The organism is Streptomyces sp. NPDC004610, assembly GCF_040609715.1.
GTDB lineage: Bacteria > Actinomycetota > Actinomycetes > Streptomycetales > Streptomycetaceae > Streptomyces.
In genome coordinates, this window is record NZ_JBEXLA010000059.1 from 22,881 (window position 1) to 37,171 (window position 14,291).

Annotated in this window: 12 protein-coding genes and 1 pseudogene; 10 read left to right on the forward strand and 3 right to left on the reverse strand. The window is 73.0% G+C overall.

The window, feature by feature from the left end; all coding sequences use genetic code 11:
* Window positions 1-457: 457 nt before the first annotated feature.
* From ABZX40_RS39275 to dpgC, 7 genes and pseudogenes are all read left to right on the forward strand, one after another.
* A complete protein-coding gene (locus ABZX40_RS39275) occupies window positions 458-1,507 on the forward strand; it encodes an MBL fold metallo-hydrolase (RefSeq protein WP_355750220.1) in 1,050 nt (349 codons plus the stop codon).
* A 122-nt stretch (window positions 1,508-1,629) separates the two neighbouring features.
* Window positions 1,630-2,655, forward strand: coding sequence for a 4-hydroxyphenylpyruvate dioxygenase (gene hppD / locus ABZX40_RS39280; RefSeq protein ID WP_355750223.1), 1,026 nt, complete (start codon window positions 1,630-1,632; stop codon window positions 2,653-2,655).
* Between the two features lie 602 nt (window positions 2,656-3,257).
* Window positions 3,258-4,244: pseudogene (locus ABZX40_RS39285) on the forward strand (alpha-hydroxy acid oxidase); the annotation flags it as partial.
* A gap of 135 nt (window positions 4,245-4,379) precedes the next feature.
* Window positions 4,380-5,615, forward strand: coding sequence for a PLP-dependent aminotransferase family protein (locus tag ABZX40_RS39290; protein ID WP_355750251.1), 1,236 nt, complete (start codon window positions 4,380-4,382; stop codon window positions 5,613-5,615).
* A 71-nt stretch (window positions 5,616-5,686) separates the two neighbouring features.
* Window positions 5,687-6,844 carry a 3,5-dihydroxyphenylacetyl-CoA synthase DpgA gene (gene dpgA, locus ABZX40_RS39295; protein ID WP_355750226.1) on the forward strand — a complete coding sequence of 386 codons (1,158 nt, stop codon included), beginning with the start codon at window positions 5,687-5,689 and terminating at the stop codon, window positions 6,842-6,844.
* Window positions 6,841-7,545 carry an enoyl-CoA-hydratase DpgB gene (gene dpgB / locus ABZX40_RS39300; RefSeq protein WP_355750228.1) on the forward strand — a complete coding sequence of 235 codons (705 nt, stop codon included), beginning with the start codon at window positions 6,841-6,843 and terminating at the stop codon, window positions 7,543-7,545. The genes dpgA and dpgB overlap by 4 nt, the downstream gene beginning before the upstream one ends.
* Window positions 7,542-8,825, forward strand: a complete 1,284-nt coding sequence (gene dpgC / locus ABZX40_RS39305) for a (3,5-dihydroxyphenyl)acetyl-CoA 1,2-dioxygenase DpgC (RefSeq protein ID WP_355750231.1) — start codon at window positions 7,542-7,544, stop codon at window positions 8,823-8,825. Before dpgB ends, dpgC begins: the two co-directional genes overlap by 4 nt.
* Window positions 8,826-8,883: 58 nt before the next feature.
* Here dpgC and ABZX40_RS39310 read toward each other — a convergent pair whose 3' ends face one another.
* The gene (locus tag ABZX40_RS39310; protein WP_355750234.1) at window positions 8,884-9,234 is read right to left on the reverse strand and encodes a VOC family protein; all 351 of its coding nucleotides are present in this window, start codon (window positions 9,232-9,234) and stop codon (window positions 8,884-8,886) included.
* A 215-nt stretch (window positions 9,235-9,449) separates the two neighbouring features.
* Between ABZX40_RS39310 and ABZX40_RS39315 the strand changes: the two genes are divergently transcribed.
* A complete protein-coding gene (locus tag ABZX40_RS39315; RefSeq protein WP_355750237.1) occupies window positions 9,450-10,256 on the forward strand; it encodes an alpha/beta hydrolase in 807 nt (268 codons plus the stop codon).
* 59 nt (window positions 10,257-10,315) lie between these two features.
* Here ABZX40_RS39315 and ABZX40_RS39320 read toward each other — a convergent pair whose 3' ends face one another.
* Entirely contained in the window at window positions 10,316-11,209 is an 894-nt protein-coding gene (locus ABZX40_RS39320; RefSeq protein ID WP_355750239.1) for an SDR family NAD(P)-dependent oxidoreductase, read from the reverse strand.
* A gap of 152 nt (window positions 11,210-11,361) precedes the next feature.
* On the opposite strand from ABZX40_RS39320, the gene ABZX40_RS39325 reads away from it, so the two are divergent.
* Window positions 11,362-12,288: a LysR family transcriptional regulator gene (locus tag ABZX40_RS39325; protein WP_355750241.1), complete on the forward strand. Its 927-nt coding sequence runs from the start codon at window positions 11,362-11,364 to the stop codon at window positions 12,286-12,288.
* Between the two features lie 192 nt (window positions 12,289-12,480).
* Here the strand turns inward: ABZX40_RS39325 and ABZX40_RS39330 are convergent, their stop codons facing one another.
* Window positions 12,481-13,182 carry a lytic polysaccharide monooxygenase gene (locus ABZX40_RS39330; RefSeq protein ID WP_355750243.1) on the reverse strand — a complete coding sequence of 234 codons (702 nt, stop codon included), beginning with the start codon at window positions 13,180-13,182 and terminating at the stop codon, window positions 12,481-12,483.
* Window positions 13,183-13,765: 583 nt separating this feature from the next.
* On the opposite strand from ABZX40_RS39330, the gene ABZX40_RS39335 reads away from it, so the two are divergent.
* On the forward strand, window positions 13,766-14,194 hold the full coding sequence (locus tag ABZX40_RS39335; protein WP_355750246.1) for a DoxX family protein: 429 nt from the start codon (window positions 13,766-13,768) through the stop codon (window positions 14,192-14,194).
* The last annotated feature ends 97 nt before the right edge of the window (window positions 14,195-14,291 follow it).

Genomic DNA, 14,291 nt, shown 5'->3' on the forward strand with positions numbered 1-14,291 from the left:
TCGCGTTCAAGTGCGTGACGCGCCAGTTGAACAACCCGGCCCAGCCTTGTTCCCCCGAACCGTCCCACGCCATAGTGCGGAGGACGAGCAACCCGAATCCCGGCGGCGCCCGTTCGGCGCCGGATTGCCCGGAACCCTCGGGTGCTGGTTCTGTTTCGCGAGATTGAGGGCGCACATGGTGGATGAGCTGAGGTTTCCCCGGCAGAAGGCGCCAGTCGAGCCATTGGCGGAAAGATCCCCTGCCCGGTCTCACCCGGTGAGATCGGTTCCCGATGTGCCGCATTCGATATTGTTGCGGAATCTCATATTCCCGCGATTTCCCGTACCGGAAACGCGGCTGCGTTCCACCGGGTCGCACACCTGTGGCGGGTATTCCCCGGGCGCGCGCATCCCTTATGCGCAGCAGGCGCCCGCACCCGTACCCAGGGTGCAGTTCCCGCAGCCGAACGCCCCTTCCATGCCCCCGCACGCCCCGGTGACGCCCCCGCACACCCCTGCCCACGCCGACCGGAACGAGGAACGGCCCGACGCATTGCTCCATGTACGGCGGACCCAGGCGCCGGCCATGGTCAGCGGGCTCGGCGAGGCACTCGGCCTGGACGACACCCAGGCGGAGAACCTGGCCATGCTGCTGGACGAGTCGGCACCGCCGAAGCCGTACCGGCATATCGAGGGCGGGGGCCGGATCCGCTACTTCGGCCACTCCTGTCTGGTCCTCCAGACCGCCCGGGGAGCGGTGGTGACCGACCCCTTCATCAGCGCGGACCGCGGCGCCGGTGACCGCTACACCCCGGACGACCTGCCCGACTTCATCGACCTGGTGCTCGTCACCCATGGGCACCGCGACCCGATCGTGCTGGAGACCCTGCTGCAACTGCGCGGCCGTATCGGCACGATCGTCGTCCCCCGCTCCTTACCGGGCCAGGAGACCCCTTCGACCGGTCTGTATCTCAGCCGCCTCGGCTTCCCCGTGGTCGAGGCCACCGACTACGACGAGTTCGCCTTCCCCGGCGGCCGGGTCGTGGCCACCCCGTTCCTCGGCGAGCGTGGCCTCCCGGACTTGCGCGGCGAGTCGACCTACTGGGTGGAACTCGCCGGGCGGTCGGTGTTCATCGGCGCCAACTCCTCCGGCCTCGACCCCCTGCCCTACCGCTGCATCCGTCAGCAACTGGGCAGCACCGACTACGCGTTCCTCGCGGTAGGGTGCGACAGCGCTCCGCTGGCCTGGCTCCACCACCCCCTGCTGACCCGGGGGCGGAGCACCGGCGACCCGCACCGGGCACCGGGCTGGAGCGCCGGCCAGGCAGCCGCGATCATGCGCGAGCTGGGCGCCGGACAGGCCTACGTCCACCCCGTCGGCGCCCGTCCCGCGCCGCCCCACTTCCTCTCCCCGATCCACCCCGGCGACCCGCAGCAGGTCCAGCAGATCGACGGGTTCATGGCCTGGTGCGCGGACCATGGCATCACGGCCGGACACCTGCTCCACCAGCAGGAATGGTGCTGGTGAACACCGGCAGGATCCGCACCCGCACCGGCACCCGCACCGGCACGGACCGGCGGGAGCGGTGCCGCTGAGGCACCCCCGCCCCGCCCTCGTATCCCGGCAGACGCCCGCCCAGGAGGCACCCCATGGCTGTGCACGACGTCGCGTATATCGAGCTCTACACGAGCAACAGGAAATCCGTCGTCGACTACTTCGTCTCCTCGATGGGCTTCACCCGCACCGCCGAGGCGGTGGGCGTCGACCGCAGCTCCGCGCTGCTGCGCCAGGGCACCGTGCACCTGGTCGTCACCACCGGGCCGGCCACCTGGAAGTTCCTCAGCGCCCATGGCGACGGCATCGCCGATATCGCCCTGACCTGCGACGACGTCAATGAGAGCGCCCGTGCGGCGGTGGCGGCGGGAGCCACCGTGACCGGCACCTCCCAGGGCACCACCACGGTGTCCGCGTTCGGCAGCGTCACCCACACCCTCGTCCCGCGCGACGCGGCCCGCCTCCCCGGCCCGCCACCCGGCCGCACCTGGTCCCCCCTGACGGACGGACCCGGCGTCGTGCCCGCCGGCCGGATCCAGCTCCTCGACCACATCGCGATCTGCCTCGAAGCCAACTCGATCGACACCTTCGGCGCCTTCTACCGCGAAGCCTTCGGACTGACCCGCTACTCCTCCGAGTACGTCGACGTCGGCGCCCACGCGATGGACTCCCTCGTGGTGCGCAGCGACTCCGGCAAGGTCACCTTCACCCTCGTCGCCCCCGACGCGGGCAAGGGCCCCGGCCAGCTCGATGCCTTCCTGGAGCGCAACGGCGCACCCGGCGTGCAGCATCTGGCGTTCCTCGTGGAGAGCATCATCCCCGCCGTCCATGAGCTCCGGGAGCAGGGCGTGGAGTTCCTGACCGTGCCGGAGAGCTACTACGACGGCCTCGTCGAGCGGCTGCCCGGGATGCAGACCGAGATCGACCGGCTGCGCTCGGCCCAGGTCCTCGCCGACCGCGACGAGTGGGGCGACCTCCTCCAGCTCTTCAGCCGCTCCCCCTACGAGCGCAACACCCTCTTCTACGAGCTGATCCAGCGCCGCGGCTCCCGCGGCTTCGGCAGCGCGAACATCCGCGCCCTGTACGAAGCGGTGGAACGCGACCGGCTGGCCGCGGAATGACCCACGACGATGTGACCCCGCCCGACCGGGGCATACCGTACGACACCGACCCGGCCGCCCACCGCCCGCCCGCCGCCGCGGGCCCTGACATCCGCCGGGTGTCTCTCGGCAGTGCGGGCCGGGATGACGGCCGGGTGTCTCTCGGCAGTGCGGGCCGGGATGACGGCCGGGTGTCTCTCGGCAGTGCGGGCCGGGATGACGGCCGGGTGTCTCTCGGCAGTGCGGGCCGGGATGACCGCGGGGTGCCTCTCGGTAGCGCGGTCCCGGACGGCCGCCCGGCAACGCCTGAACGCGGCGGCGCGGGGCGCCCGGTGACCTCGGGCGTCGCAGCCGACGGCTCGCCGACCCCGGCCGGTCGCACCGGCACCCCGGGCGCCCGCCCGCTGCCCCAGGCGGAGCCCTCCGTCAGCTCCCTGCCCCCGGCGGAGCCCACCGCCAGCCCCCCGCCTCCGGCGAACCGCACCCCCAGCCCCCCGCCCTCGGCGGAGCCCACCCCCAGCCCCCCGCCCCCGGCGGAGCCCACCCCCAGCCCCCCGCCCCCCACCGAACCCACCCCCCACCCCCTGACCCTCCCCGACTACGCCGACCTCGCTCGCCTCCGGATGGAGCCAGGTGTCCGGGACTTCATCGACGGCGGCGCCGGGGACGAACGGACGCTCGTCGCCAACACCGCCGCCTTCGATCGGGTCCGGCTGCGCCCCCGAGTCCTCTCCGGGGTGGCGCAGCCGCGGCTCGGGACGCGGGTCCTCGGGCGGGACTGGGACGCGCCGATCGGTGTCGCACCGCTGGCGTATCACACCCTCGCGCACCCCGAGGGCGAGGTCGCCACCGCCGCCGCCACGGGGGCGGCCGGGGTGCCGCTGGTCGTCAGCACCTTCGCCGGACGCACCTTCGAGGACATCGCCGGGGCCGCCTCCGCCCCCCTCTGGCTCCAGCTGTACTGCTTCCGCGACCGGGGTGTGACCCGCGCGCTCATCGAGCGGGCCGCCCGCGCCGGGTTCGAGGCGCTGGTGCTGACCGTCGACGCGCCGCTCCTCGGCCGCCGCCTGCGGGATCTGCGCAACGGCTTCCGGCTGCCGCCGGGGATCGTGCCCGTCAATCTCACCGAGGAGGGCGGAGCCGCCGGTTTCGCCTCGCCCGGTGATCACGCCCGCGCCGAGTTCGACACCGCCCTCGACTGGACCATCGTCGAATGGGTGCGCTCCGTCAGCCCGCTGCCGCTGCTGCTCAAGGGCGTCCTCACCGCCGACGACGCCCGCCGGGCGGTCCGCGCGGGCGTGGACGGCATCGTGGTCTCCAACCATGGCGGGCGCCAGCTCGACGGCGCCCCCGCCACGCTCGACGTCCTCCCGGAGATCGCCGCGGAGACGGCCGGCCGGTGCGCGCTGCTGATGGACGGCGGAGTGCGGCGCGGCGGCGATGCGCTGGCCGCCCTGGCGCTCGGCGCCGACGCCGTCCTGCTCGGCCGCCCCGTGCTGCACGGCCTGGCGGCGGCCGGACGCGAGGGCGTCGCGGATGTGCTCGGGATCGTCACCGGGGAACTCGCCGAGGCGATGACCCTGGCCGGCTGCCCCACCGTCGCCGACGCCACCCCCGCCCTGGTCCTCGGCGGCAGCGCCCCGCCGCTCCCGTCCCGGACCCCCGCGCCGCTGCCCCGCACCGACGGCACCGGGCTGCTGAAGGAGGAACTGCACGGCAGCGTCTCCGACCCGGTGCTCGACACCATGAACTTCCTCAACGAGATCACCCACCGCTACCCCGACGCGATCTCGTTCGCCCCCGGCCGCCCCTACGACGGCTTCTTCGACCCCGAGCAGATCTTCACCCACATCCGCCGCTACATGGACCACCTGGAGGCGGCGGGCCGCACCCCCGCCCAGATCCGCGACGCACTCTTCCAGTACGGGCCGACCGGCGGCCAGATCCGGGAGCTGATCGCCCGCTCGCTGCGCCTGGACGAGAACATCGACGTCCCGGCCGAGTCCATCGTCGTCACCGTCGGCTGCCAGGAGGCGATGCTGCTCGCGCTGCGCGCCCTCATCGCGGGCCCCGATGACGCCCTCCTCGTCTCCAGCCCCTGCTATGTGGGGATCACCGGCGCCGCCCGCCTCCTCGACATCGCGCCCACGGCGGTGGGGGAGGGGCCCGACGGGTTCCGCTGCGCCGACCTGGAAGCGGCGATCCGGGCCGAGCGCGCCCGGGGCCGCCGCCCCCGCGCCTTCTATGTCATCCCCGACCACTCCAACCCGTCCGGCGCCACCATCGGCCTGGACGAACGGCACGAGCTGCTCAAGCTCGCCGCCCGCGAGGACTTCCTCATCCTGGAGGACAGCCCCTACCGGTTGGTGAGCCCGGGTCGGCAACTGCCCACCCTCAAGTCGCTCGACCGGGAGCGCCGGGTCGTCCAGCTCGGCTCCTTCGCCAAGTCCCTCTTCCCGGGCGCCCGGGTCGGCTACGCCGTCGCCGACCAGCTCGTCACCGACCGCTCGGGCGGCACCGGACTGCTCGCCGACGAACTCACCCGCATCAAGAGCATGGTCACCGTCAACACCTCGGCGCTGAGCCAGGCCGTCGTCGGCGGGATGCTGCTCGCGGGCGACGGCGGCGCCGCCGAGCACAACACCGACACCGCCCGCTACTACGGCGACGCCCTGCGCACCACGCTCCAGCAACTCGACGCCTCGCTCCCCGAGGCCGAGCGGACCGCGCTCGGGGTGAGCTGGAACCGGCCCAGCGGCGGCTTCTTCCTCACCGTCGATGTCCCCTTCCCCGCCGACAACACCGCGCTCGCGCGCTCGGCCGAGGAGTTCGGGGTCATCTGGACGCCCATGTCCTACTTCTATCCCGGCGGCGGCGGCGAGCACACCCTCCGCCTGTCCGTCAGCTATCTCACCCACGCCGAGATCCACGAGGGAACCGCCCGCCTGGCGCGGTTCATCCGGACGACGGCCCGGCACTGAAAGGACCGGCACGTGTTCACTGCCGTACAACGCTTGCGCAGCAAGCCCCGCATGTGGGGGTGGACCTACCGATGACCCTCACCTCAGCCCCCACCCGCCCCGCGACCCCCCTCGAACCCGAGCCGAAGCACACCGCCCACCCCAGCCGGGTCATCGGCATCGGCACCGCGGTGACCGAGCACTCCTACACCCAGCGCGAACTGCTGGACCTGTTCGCCATCACCGACCCCAGGATCCGGTCCATCTTCCTGAACAGCGCCATAGAGCGGCGGCACCTCACCCTCCCGCCCCGCGCCGACGACGGCACCTTCGTCCAGGAGACCCAGAAGGACCTCCTCGCCAAACACACCCGCCTCGCTCTCGACATGGGCGCCCGCGCCGTCCGCTCCTGCCTCGCCGACGCCGGACTCGACCTCGCGGACATCGACTACCTGTGCTGTGTCACCACCACCGGCTTCCTCACCCCCGGACTCAGCGCCCTGCTCATCAAGGACATGGGCATCAACGCCGGAACCAGCCGGGTGGACGTCGTCGGCATGGGCTGCAACGCGGGCCTGAACGCGCTCAACGCCACGGCCGCCTGGTCCGTGGCCCACCCCGGCAAGGTCGCGGTCCTGCTCTGCGCCGAGGCGTGCTCCGCCGCCTACGTCATGGACGCGACCCTGCGCACCTCCGTCGTCAACAGCCTCTTCGGTGACGGAGCCGCCGCCATCGCCCTGCTCGCCGACCCGCCCGACGCCGCCGGACCCGCTCCCGACGCGCTGCCCGGCGGCCCCGGCGCCCAGGCGGGCCCGCGCCTGCTGGGCTTCGCCAGCCATCTCATCACCGACGCGATCGGCGCCATGCGCTACGACTGGGACGACACCCAGCACAAGTTCAGCTTCTATCTGGACCCCGACATCCCCTACGTGGTCGGCGCCCACGCGGAGCGCGTCGTGGACCGGCTGCTGGACGGCGCCGGGCTGCGCCGCAGCGACATCGCCCACTGGCTGGTGCACTCCGGCGGCAAGAAGGTCATCGACGCGGTCCGCGTCAACCTCGGCCTCACTCGCCACGATCTGCGCCACACCACCGACGTGCTGCGCGACTACGGCAATCTGTCGAGCGGTTCGTTCCTCTTCTCCTACCAGCGGCTGCTCCAGGAGGGCCGCGCCCGAGCCGGCGACTACGGAGTGCTGATGACCATGGGACCTGGCTCCACCATCGAGACGGCGCTGGTCCAGTGGTGAGCGCCCCGCGCACGAGCCCGGTGCGGCTGCGCGTCGACGGCGGGCAGCCCCCCACCCCGGAGACCGTGGCCGCCGTCGCGGCGCTGTGCGACGGCGCCGAGGAGCCCGGCGGGCACGGCCCCGTCGTCGTGGAGCTGTCCGGCACCCCGGCGGGCTGCTGGACCGACGGGCTGACCGTGGGCCTGGTCAGCAAGTGGGAGCGGGTGCTGCGCCGACTGGAGCGGCTGCCCACCACCACGATCGCCGTCGCCGACGGCGACTGCGGCGGCACCGCCCTGGACGTCCTCCTGGTCACGGACCTCCGCATCGCCACGCCCTCGCTGCGGCTGGTGCCCCCCGTCACCGACGGTGCCACCTGGCCCGGCATGGCCCTGCACCGTCTGGTCCAGCAGACCTCCGGCACGGCCGCCGTCCGGCGCGCGGTGCTCCACGGCACCCCGCTCGACGCGGCGCGGGCGCTGGCCCTGCACCTCGTCGACGAGGTCACGGACGATCCATCGGCCGCGGTGGCGGCGGCCGGGTACACCGCCGCGTTCACCGGCTCCGAGCTGGCCATCCGGCGCCAACTGCTGCTCGACGCCCGGACCGTCCCCTTCGAGGAGGCGCTCGGGGCGCATCTGGCCGCCTGCGACCGGGCGCTGCGGCGGGCGTCCGCCGGGGCCGCCGCCGAGGGGACCGGGGCACCGGAGGCCACGGCATGACAACCACCGACAGCCCGCCCACCGTGCCACGCCCCATCGATCCGGACGAACTGCGGGCGGACCTGCCCGCCGCGCGGGCGGCCCTCGCCCGCGCGGCCCGGCAGCACGCCACCGCACCCCCCGGCCGGCTGAGAGCACTGCGCGCCGCCTTCCTGGACACCCACACCGACGCCGTCTACGCCGAACTGACCGGGAACCGCACCCGCGGCCCCGGCCTGGAGACCCTGACCGCCGACGCGGGACGCGTGTTCCAGGGGCTCGTCCCGACCCCGGCGGAACTGGCCGCGGACCGGGCGCTGCCGCAGGCCGACAAGGCCGGGCACGAGATCGACCTCGGTCTCTTCCTCAGCCGTGTCCTGCGCTCGCCCCTGTCCGGCGGCCACCTCATGGAGAGCCTGCTCGACCCCACCGAACGGGCCCTGCACCTGCTCCCGGAGTTCACCGCCACGGGCCACGCCGACCTCGGCTCGGTACGGCTGGAACGCCGGGACGGGGTCGCCCGGCTCACCCTGTGCCGGGACGACTGCCTCAACGCCGAGGACGACCGGCAGGTCGACGACATGGAGACCGCCGTCGATCTCGCGCTGCTCGACCCCGGCGTCGAACTCTGCCTGCTGCGCGGCGGGGAGATGACCCACCCGCGCTACCGGGGCAAGCGGGTGTTCAGCGCCGGAATCAACCTCAAGAGCCTGCACGCCGGGGGCATCTCCCTCGTCGGGTTCCTGCTCCGCCGCGAACTCGGCTATCTGCACAAGATCTGGCGCGGTGTCCGGGCCGGTGACGAGGCGTCCTGGCACACCCCGCTCCGGGCCAAACCCTGGGTCGCCGCCGTGGACGCCTTCGCGATCGGCGGCGGGATGCAACTGCTGCTGGTCGTGGACCATGTGCTGGCCGCCTCGGACGCCTACCTCAGCCTGCCCGCCGCCCAGGAAGGCATCGTCCCCGGCGTCGCCAACTTCCGGCTGCCCCGCTACACCGGGCCGCGGCTGGCCCGGCAGATCATCCTGGAAGGGCACCGCGTCCGGGCGAAGGACCCCGAGGCACGGCTCCTGATCGACGAGGTGCACGACCCGGACGCCCTCGACACCGCCGTCGAGAACAGCCTGGACCGGCTGCGCGGCCCGGCCGTCACCGCCAATCGCCGGATGCTCAACTCCGGGGAGGAGGACCTCGACGCCTTCCGCCGCTATATGGCGGACTTCGCGCTGGAGCAGGCGTTGCGGCTGCACAGCGCCGATGTCATCGGCAAGGTGGGCCGCTTCTCGACCCGGGCGGACTGACCGCCGAGGCCGGTCCCGGCAAGGCCGGGGCACCCGATCCGAGGGGTGCCCCGGCCGCTCAGGACGGCCCGGCGGACACCTCACCGCCGATGCCGGTCTCATTGCCGTCGGCGTCGTGGAACACCCACTTCGCCACGGTGCCGTGCCGCTCCTCGCCCACCGGCTCCAGACCGGTCGCCGCGATCCGCTCCACCTCGGACGCCGGGTCGTCCACCCAGATCATGCCGACGGCGCCGCCCGCGCGGGCCGCGTCCTCGACGACGTACACATACCGGCCCTCGGCCAGTTGCCAGACGGCCTCCCGTTCATGGGGCCGGAACGACGGACCGGTGCCGAGGAGCCGGGTGTACCACTCCACGGCGCTCGCGCAGTCGGTCACCGGAATGCCCGCGAAGATACCCACCGCCACGATCGGAACTCCTGTCAGCAAGGGCCGCGAGTCGGTCAGCAGCGTGCGGCGACCGGCGCGGCCGGGGACCGGTCAGGAGAAGGGACTCCCAGGGCGAGCGGAATTCATCGCCGCGCATCGCCACGCATCCACGGGTCTCCGATCGCATCCGATTACATCCGATCGCATCCGATCGCCGTGCGCCGGGCAGACCATGGGAGGGGAGGCGGTGCCGCATGGGTGAGTTCGTCGAGACCGACGGGGCGAGGATCTGGGCCGAGAGCCGTGGCGAGGGGGCGGACGTCCTGCTGATCGCGGGGCTAGGGGACCCCGCGGAGGCATGGGAGGCGCAGCTCGGCGGGCTGGCCGACCGCTACCGGCTGATCGCCTTCGACAACCGGGGCGCCGGACGCACCCCCCTCCCGGACGGACCGCTCTCCGTGGCATCCCTCGCCGACGACGCCGCGGCCCTGCTCCGCGCGCTCGGCGTCGACCGCGCGCACATCGCCGGGTTCTCGGGCGGCAGCGCCATCGCCCAGGAACTGGCGATCCGCCACCCGGAAACCGTCCGCAGCCTCGTCCTCACCAGCACCTGGGCCCAGGCGGACGCCTACTTCACCGGCCTGACCCGCTCCTGGCACTGGCTGGCGACCCGGGCCCCCGACGCCCGCGCCCTGCTGGAGGCGTTCTTCCTCTGGATCTACACGGCCCGCGCCCACGCCGACGGCACGGTGGCGGCGATCGTCGAGGACTCCCTCGCCTTCCCCCATCCGCAGTCGGCGCAGGCGTTCCAGCGGCAGCTGGAGGCGTTCACCCGCCACGACACCCTCGACCGGCTGCCCGGCATCACCGTCCGGGCCCTCGTCCTCGCCGGTGAGCAGGACATCGCCACCCCGCCGCGCCTCGGCCGGATCGTGGCCGACGCGATCCCGGACGCCCGCTTCGAGGTGCTCCCGGGCGAGGCGCACCAGCCGTTCCAGGAGTCACCGGACCTCTTCAACGCCCTGGTCGACGCCTTCTGGAGCGAGATCGACGGGACATGACACCCGACGCGCGGCCCGGCCGGCGGCAGCGGACGGCCCCGGACGGCCCCGGAGCCGGCTCAGCCCGTCAGCCAGCCCCCCGAGACATCCACATCCGTCCCGATCAGCGGCCCGGCCTCCGCCGAGCCCAGCCACAGCATGATCCGCCCCATCTCCTCCGCCGCCACGATCCGCCCGATCGGATAGGTCGCCGCGATCTCCTCGTACGACAGCCCGAACGCCTCCGCCGCCCGCCGTAGCATCGGGGTGTCCACCGCGCCCGGCGCGAACGCGGTCACCCGCACCCCGGCGCGCGCGTACTCCAGCGCCGCCACCTTGGTCAGCGAGGCGACCGCGTGCTTGCTGGCGTTGTAGGGGGCGATCGTGGCGAAGCCGACCTCCGCCGAGATGGACGCCGTATTGACGACGACCCCGCCGCCCTGCGCCACCATCGGCGGGATCTCGTACTTCATGGCCAGGAACACCCCGGCGGTGTTCGTCCGCCAGACACCGGTGAGATCGGCGAGGGTCTGCTCGTGCAGCGGCACCGCGCGGGGACTCTCGATCCCGGCGTTGTTGAAGGCGACGTCCAGCCGCCCGTGCCGGTCGATCACCCCCTCCACGAACCGCCGTACCTGAGCCTCCTCCCGGACATCGGTACGGACGAAGGTGGCATCGCCCCCGGCCCGCCGCACCGACGCCTCGACGCTCCGTCCGAGCCCCTCGCGCCGCCCGCAGAACGAGACCCGCGCGCCCGCCGCCGCGAGCTGCCGCACGGCCGCCGCACCGATACCGGAGGTGGCACCGGTGACCAGGACGACCTTGCCGTCGTAGGAGAGGGCGGGCCCCGGGGCGGCGGCGGAGGCGGTACCGGGCGCGGCGGCGGCGACCGCCCCGGCCGCCCCCGCGCGCAGCAGATTCCGCCGCGAGGCCGCCGCCCCCGCTCCGCTGTCCTTCGTCCTCGGCTGCTCCATGACGGAGTCCTCCCCTGCTCGCGAACGCCACGCCTGAACGACCTCAACGGAATCAGCGGCAGACCGGGGCGTCCAATGCCTGCGGCCATACGTTGCAGGCATGGGTGGGCGAGAGTCGCCGGACCCGGTTGCGGGGGCGGGAGAGGCCGGTCGTGGACATCGACACCAGGGTGCTGCGGTACTTCATCGCGGTGGCGGAACAGCTCAGCTTCACCCGGGCGGCCCGCGAACTGTTCCTCACCCAGCCATCCCTGAGCCGTCAGATACAGCGGCTGGAGAGCGATCTCGGACTGCGGCTGATCGTCCGCTCCGGCCGGGAGATCCGGCTGACGGAGGCGGGGGAGGCGCTGCTGCCGCTGGCGCGCGGGGTGGTGTCGGAGTGGGAGGCGGCACTGCGCGAGGTGCGGGGCGCGGAGGCGGCTCGGCAGCGGCTGCTGCGGATCGGCTTCGTCGCGACGGGCGCGGGCGCGCTGGGCCGGCGGGCACGGGCACTGCTGCTGGCGGGACGCCCCGGGGTGCGGGTGGAGCCGAAGCGGTTCGAGTGGGGCGGCGAGGCGGAGGCACTGCGCCGCGGACTGGTCGACGTGGCCTTCGTCTGGCTGCCCGCCGACCTGGAGGGCCTGGACCACGAGGTGGTCGCCGAGGAGAACCGCTGGGTCGCGGTGGCCGCCTCCCACCGGCTGGGCGGCTCACAAGACCCCGTCGGCATCACCGAGTTGCGCGACGAACCCCTGCTGTGGACCGGCCGCGCGCCGCGCGCCTGGGTCGACTGGTGGGCCGTCAACCCCCGCCCCGACGGCTCCGCCCCCGTCTGGGGCCCGCAGAACGACAACGTCGAGGAGATGCTCGAACACACCGCCACCGGCACCTCCGTCTGCTTCGGTACGGAGTCCATGGCCGCGTACTACGCCCACCCCGACCTGGTCTGGCGCCCCCTGGCCGGTGTCGACCCCCTGCGCATCGCCCTGGCCTGGCCCCACGGCACGGACACGGACCTGGTCCGCGCCTTTCGGTCGGCGGTCCGGGAAGCGGGCAGGACGACGACCGAGGGTACGGGGGAGGCGGCCGGACCCGGGTGACGGACGCCGCCCGACGCGCAGGGCACCAGGGGCAGAGCGCCCTGCGCGGGGGCCCGGCCCCGCCGAAAGGTGGGGTGGCGGGGCCGGGGGACAGTGGCTAGCGGGCTAGCGGGCTAGCGGGCTAGCGGGATGGCGGCGAGAGACCGGTGACCGGTGACCGGTGACCTGTGACCTGTGGCTAGTGGCTAGTGGCTAAGCGCAGACGCCGAGGTCCTCCCACACACCCCACTGGCCGGTGGAGCCGGGCTGTTCGCCCGAGGTCCACCACTTGGCCCGCCAGGTGTGGCCACCGTAGGAGACCGTGCCGCCGCCGTTGTAGACGCTGCCGGCGGCCCATGCCGGGGCGGTGCAGCCCGTCGGCTCCTCGCCACCGCCTCCGCCGCCGATGTTGACATCGACGCAGGAGTAGAAGGCGTTGCCGGTGTCGGAGACGTTCCAGACGGCGAGAACCTTCTGACGGCCCGTGTAGGAGCCGAAGTCGACCTGGTGGCTGACATCGGCGGCGGGCTGGGCGTTGCCGCCGCTGAACTCGGCGATCTTCTGGCTGCCGATGTAGTACTGCCAGTTGGCCGTGGCGTGCCGGGCCGTGTGGTGCCAGGTGAAGGAGTGCGTCTTGCCGACCGACGTGACCCGCCAGGGCTTGCTGTCGTCGTCCAGTTCGGCGAACTGCGCGTTGCCCCCGCTGCAACTGGTCAGGCCCTTGGGGCCCTCGACGCTCTGCGGCTCGTACTGGATCTGACCGCAGTCGACGACGCCCGCCGCGCACTGGTCCTGCCGGCTGCCGGGGGAGGTCACCCAGCCATGGGCGTTGGCCGAGCCGGTCGGGAGGCTGACCGCGAGAAGCGGCGCGATCAGCGCACCGATGGCACAGGCCACCCGTCTGTTCTTGTTCATGCCTTGCCCTTCCTTGGGATGCACGCACAGGGAGTTGGTCTAGACCTTCACCGCCATTAGGTCTAGACCATAGCTGGAAACCTGACCCGGTCAAGAGGGCGAGGGAAATGAACCGGCCGACCTTGTGGGCGAGTTGCTCTCCCTCACCCGCGTTCGAACTTCTTGGCCTATTGGTCTAGACAAGGAGGTGGGGAGTGGTGAAAAGTCTGGGGAACGTCAGCTGTTCCGGACCACGTCCGCCCCAACCGACAGCGCCGCGCACCCCCTCCGCCGCACTCACCGGCCCGGGGGACACACCGCCACGCACCACTGCGACGCCTGCACCGCCATGCACGGCGATGCGCTGAACCCGCATTGTCCACGCGCCGCTGTCGGCAACACCGCGCCACGGTCGCACGCCCTGTCGTGCCGCCATGCCGTCACGCGGTTCCCGTGTCCTGTCCGGTACCGGCATGTCCCGTCCGCCGAGAGGAGGTCCCGCCCGCACCCATCCGCGACTCGGTACGCACCCGCACGACCGCAGCACCACCCCCCACCACGGCGCCGCCCCCGCTCGGGGCGCCGCGAGAGAGGAGCCTCACCGATGGAAGCGCTGGAGAAGAACAGAGAGCATGTGATCGGGCTCTTCAGGATCGTCGTCGGGCTGCTGTTCGCCTGTCACGGCGCCGCCACCCTCTTCGACGTCCTCGGCGGACCGCACGGCGCCAAACCCGAGGTCGCCGCCTGGCCCGGTTGGTGGGCCGCCGTCATCCAGCTGTTCGGCGGCGCGCTGGTCCTGGGCGGCGTCGCCACCCGCCCCGCCGCCCTGCTGTGCTCGGGCTCCATGGCCTACGCCTACTTCGTCGAGCACCAGTCCGCCGCGCTGTTCCCCATCGAGAACGGCGGCGAGGCGGCGGCCATGTTCTGCTGGTCGTTCCTGCTCATCGCCGCGCTCGGACCCGGCAGCTGGACCCTGACCTCCGTCGCCCGCCCCGGCCGGGGCGGTGACCGCCCGGTGACGGCCGGTCGGTGACGGATGTGCGGCGGGGCGGGAGAGGGTGGTCTCCGGCCCCGCCGCAGTGCGGTGTTCGTGGGTGGGTTATCGGGTGGCGTGGTCGGCGTGCTTGATG

Excerpts from the sequence above, each read along its gene's own strand:
- hppD (WP_355750223.1), top strand. The coding sequence starts at position 1,630 with ATGGCTGTGCACGACGTCGCGTATATCGAGCTCTACACGAGCAACAGG.
- ABZX40_RS39315 (WP_355750237.1), top strand. The coding sequence starts at position 9,450 with ATGGGTGAGTTCGTCGAGACCGACGGGGCGAGGATCTGGGCCGAGAGC.
- ABZX40_RS39330 (WP_355750243.1), bottom strand. The coding sequence starts at position 13,182 with ATGAACAAGAACAGACGGGTGGCCTGTGCCATCGGTGCGCTGATCGCG.
- ABZX40_RS39275 (WP_355750220.1), top strand. The coding sequence starts at position 458 with ATGCCCCCGCACGCCCCGGTGACGCCCCCGCACACCCCTGCCCACGCC.
- ABZX40_RS39335 (WP_355750246.1), top strand. The coding sequence starts at position 13,766 with ATGGAAGCGCTGGAGAAGAACAGAGAGCATGTGATCGGGCTCTTCAGG.
- dpgC (WP_355750231.1), top strand. The coding sequence starts at position 7,542 with ATGACAACCACCGACAGCCCGCCCACCGTGCCACGCCCCATCGATCCG.
- ABZX40_RS39290 (WP_355750251.1), top strand. The coding sequence starts at position 4,380 with ATGAACTTCCTCAACGAGATCACCCACCGCTACCCCGACGCGATCTCG.
- dpgA (WP_355750226.1), top strand. The coding sequence starts at position 5,687 with ATGACCCTCACCTCAGCCCCCACCCGCCCCGCGACCCCCCTCGAACCC.
- ABZX40_RS39320 (WP_355750239.1), bottom strand. The coding sequence starts at position 11,209 with ATGGAGCAGCCGAGGACGAAGGACAGCGGAGCGGGGGCGGCGGCCTCG.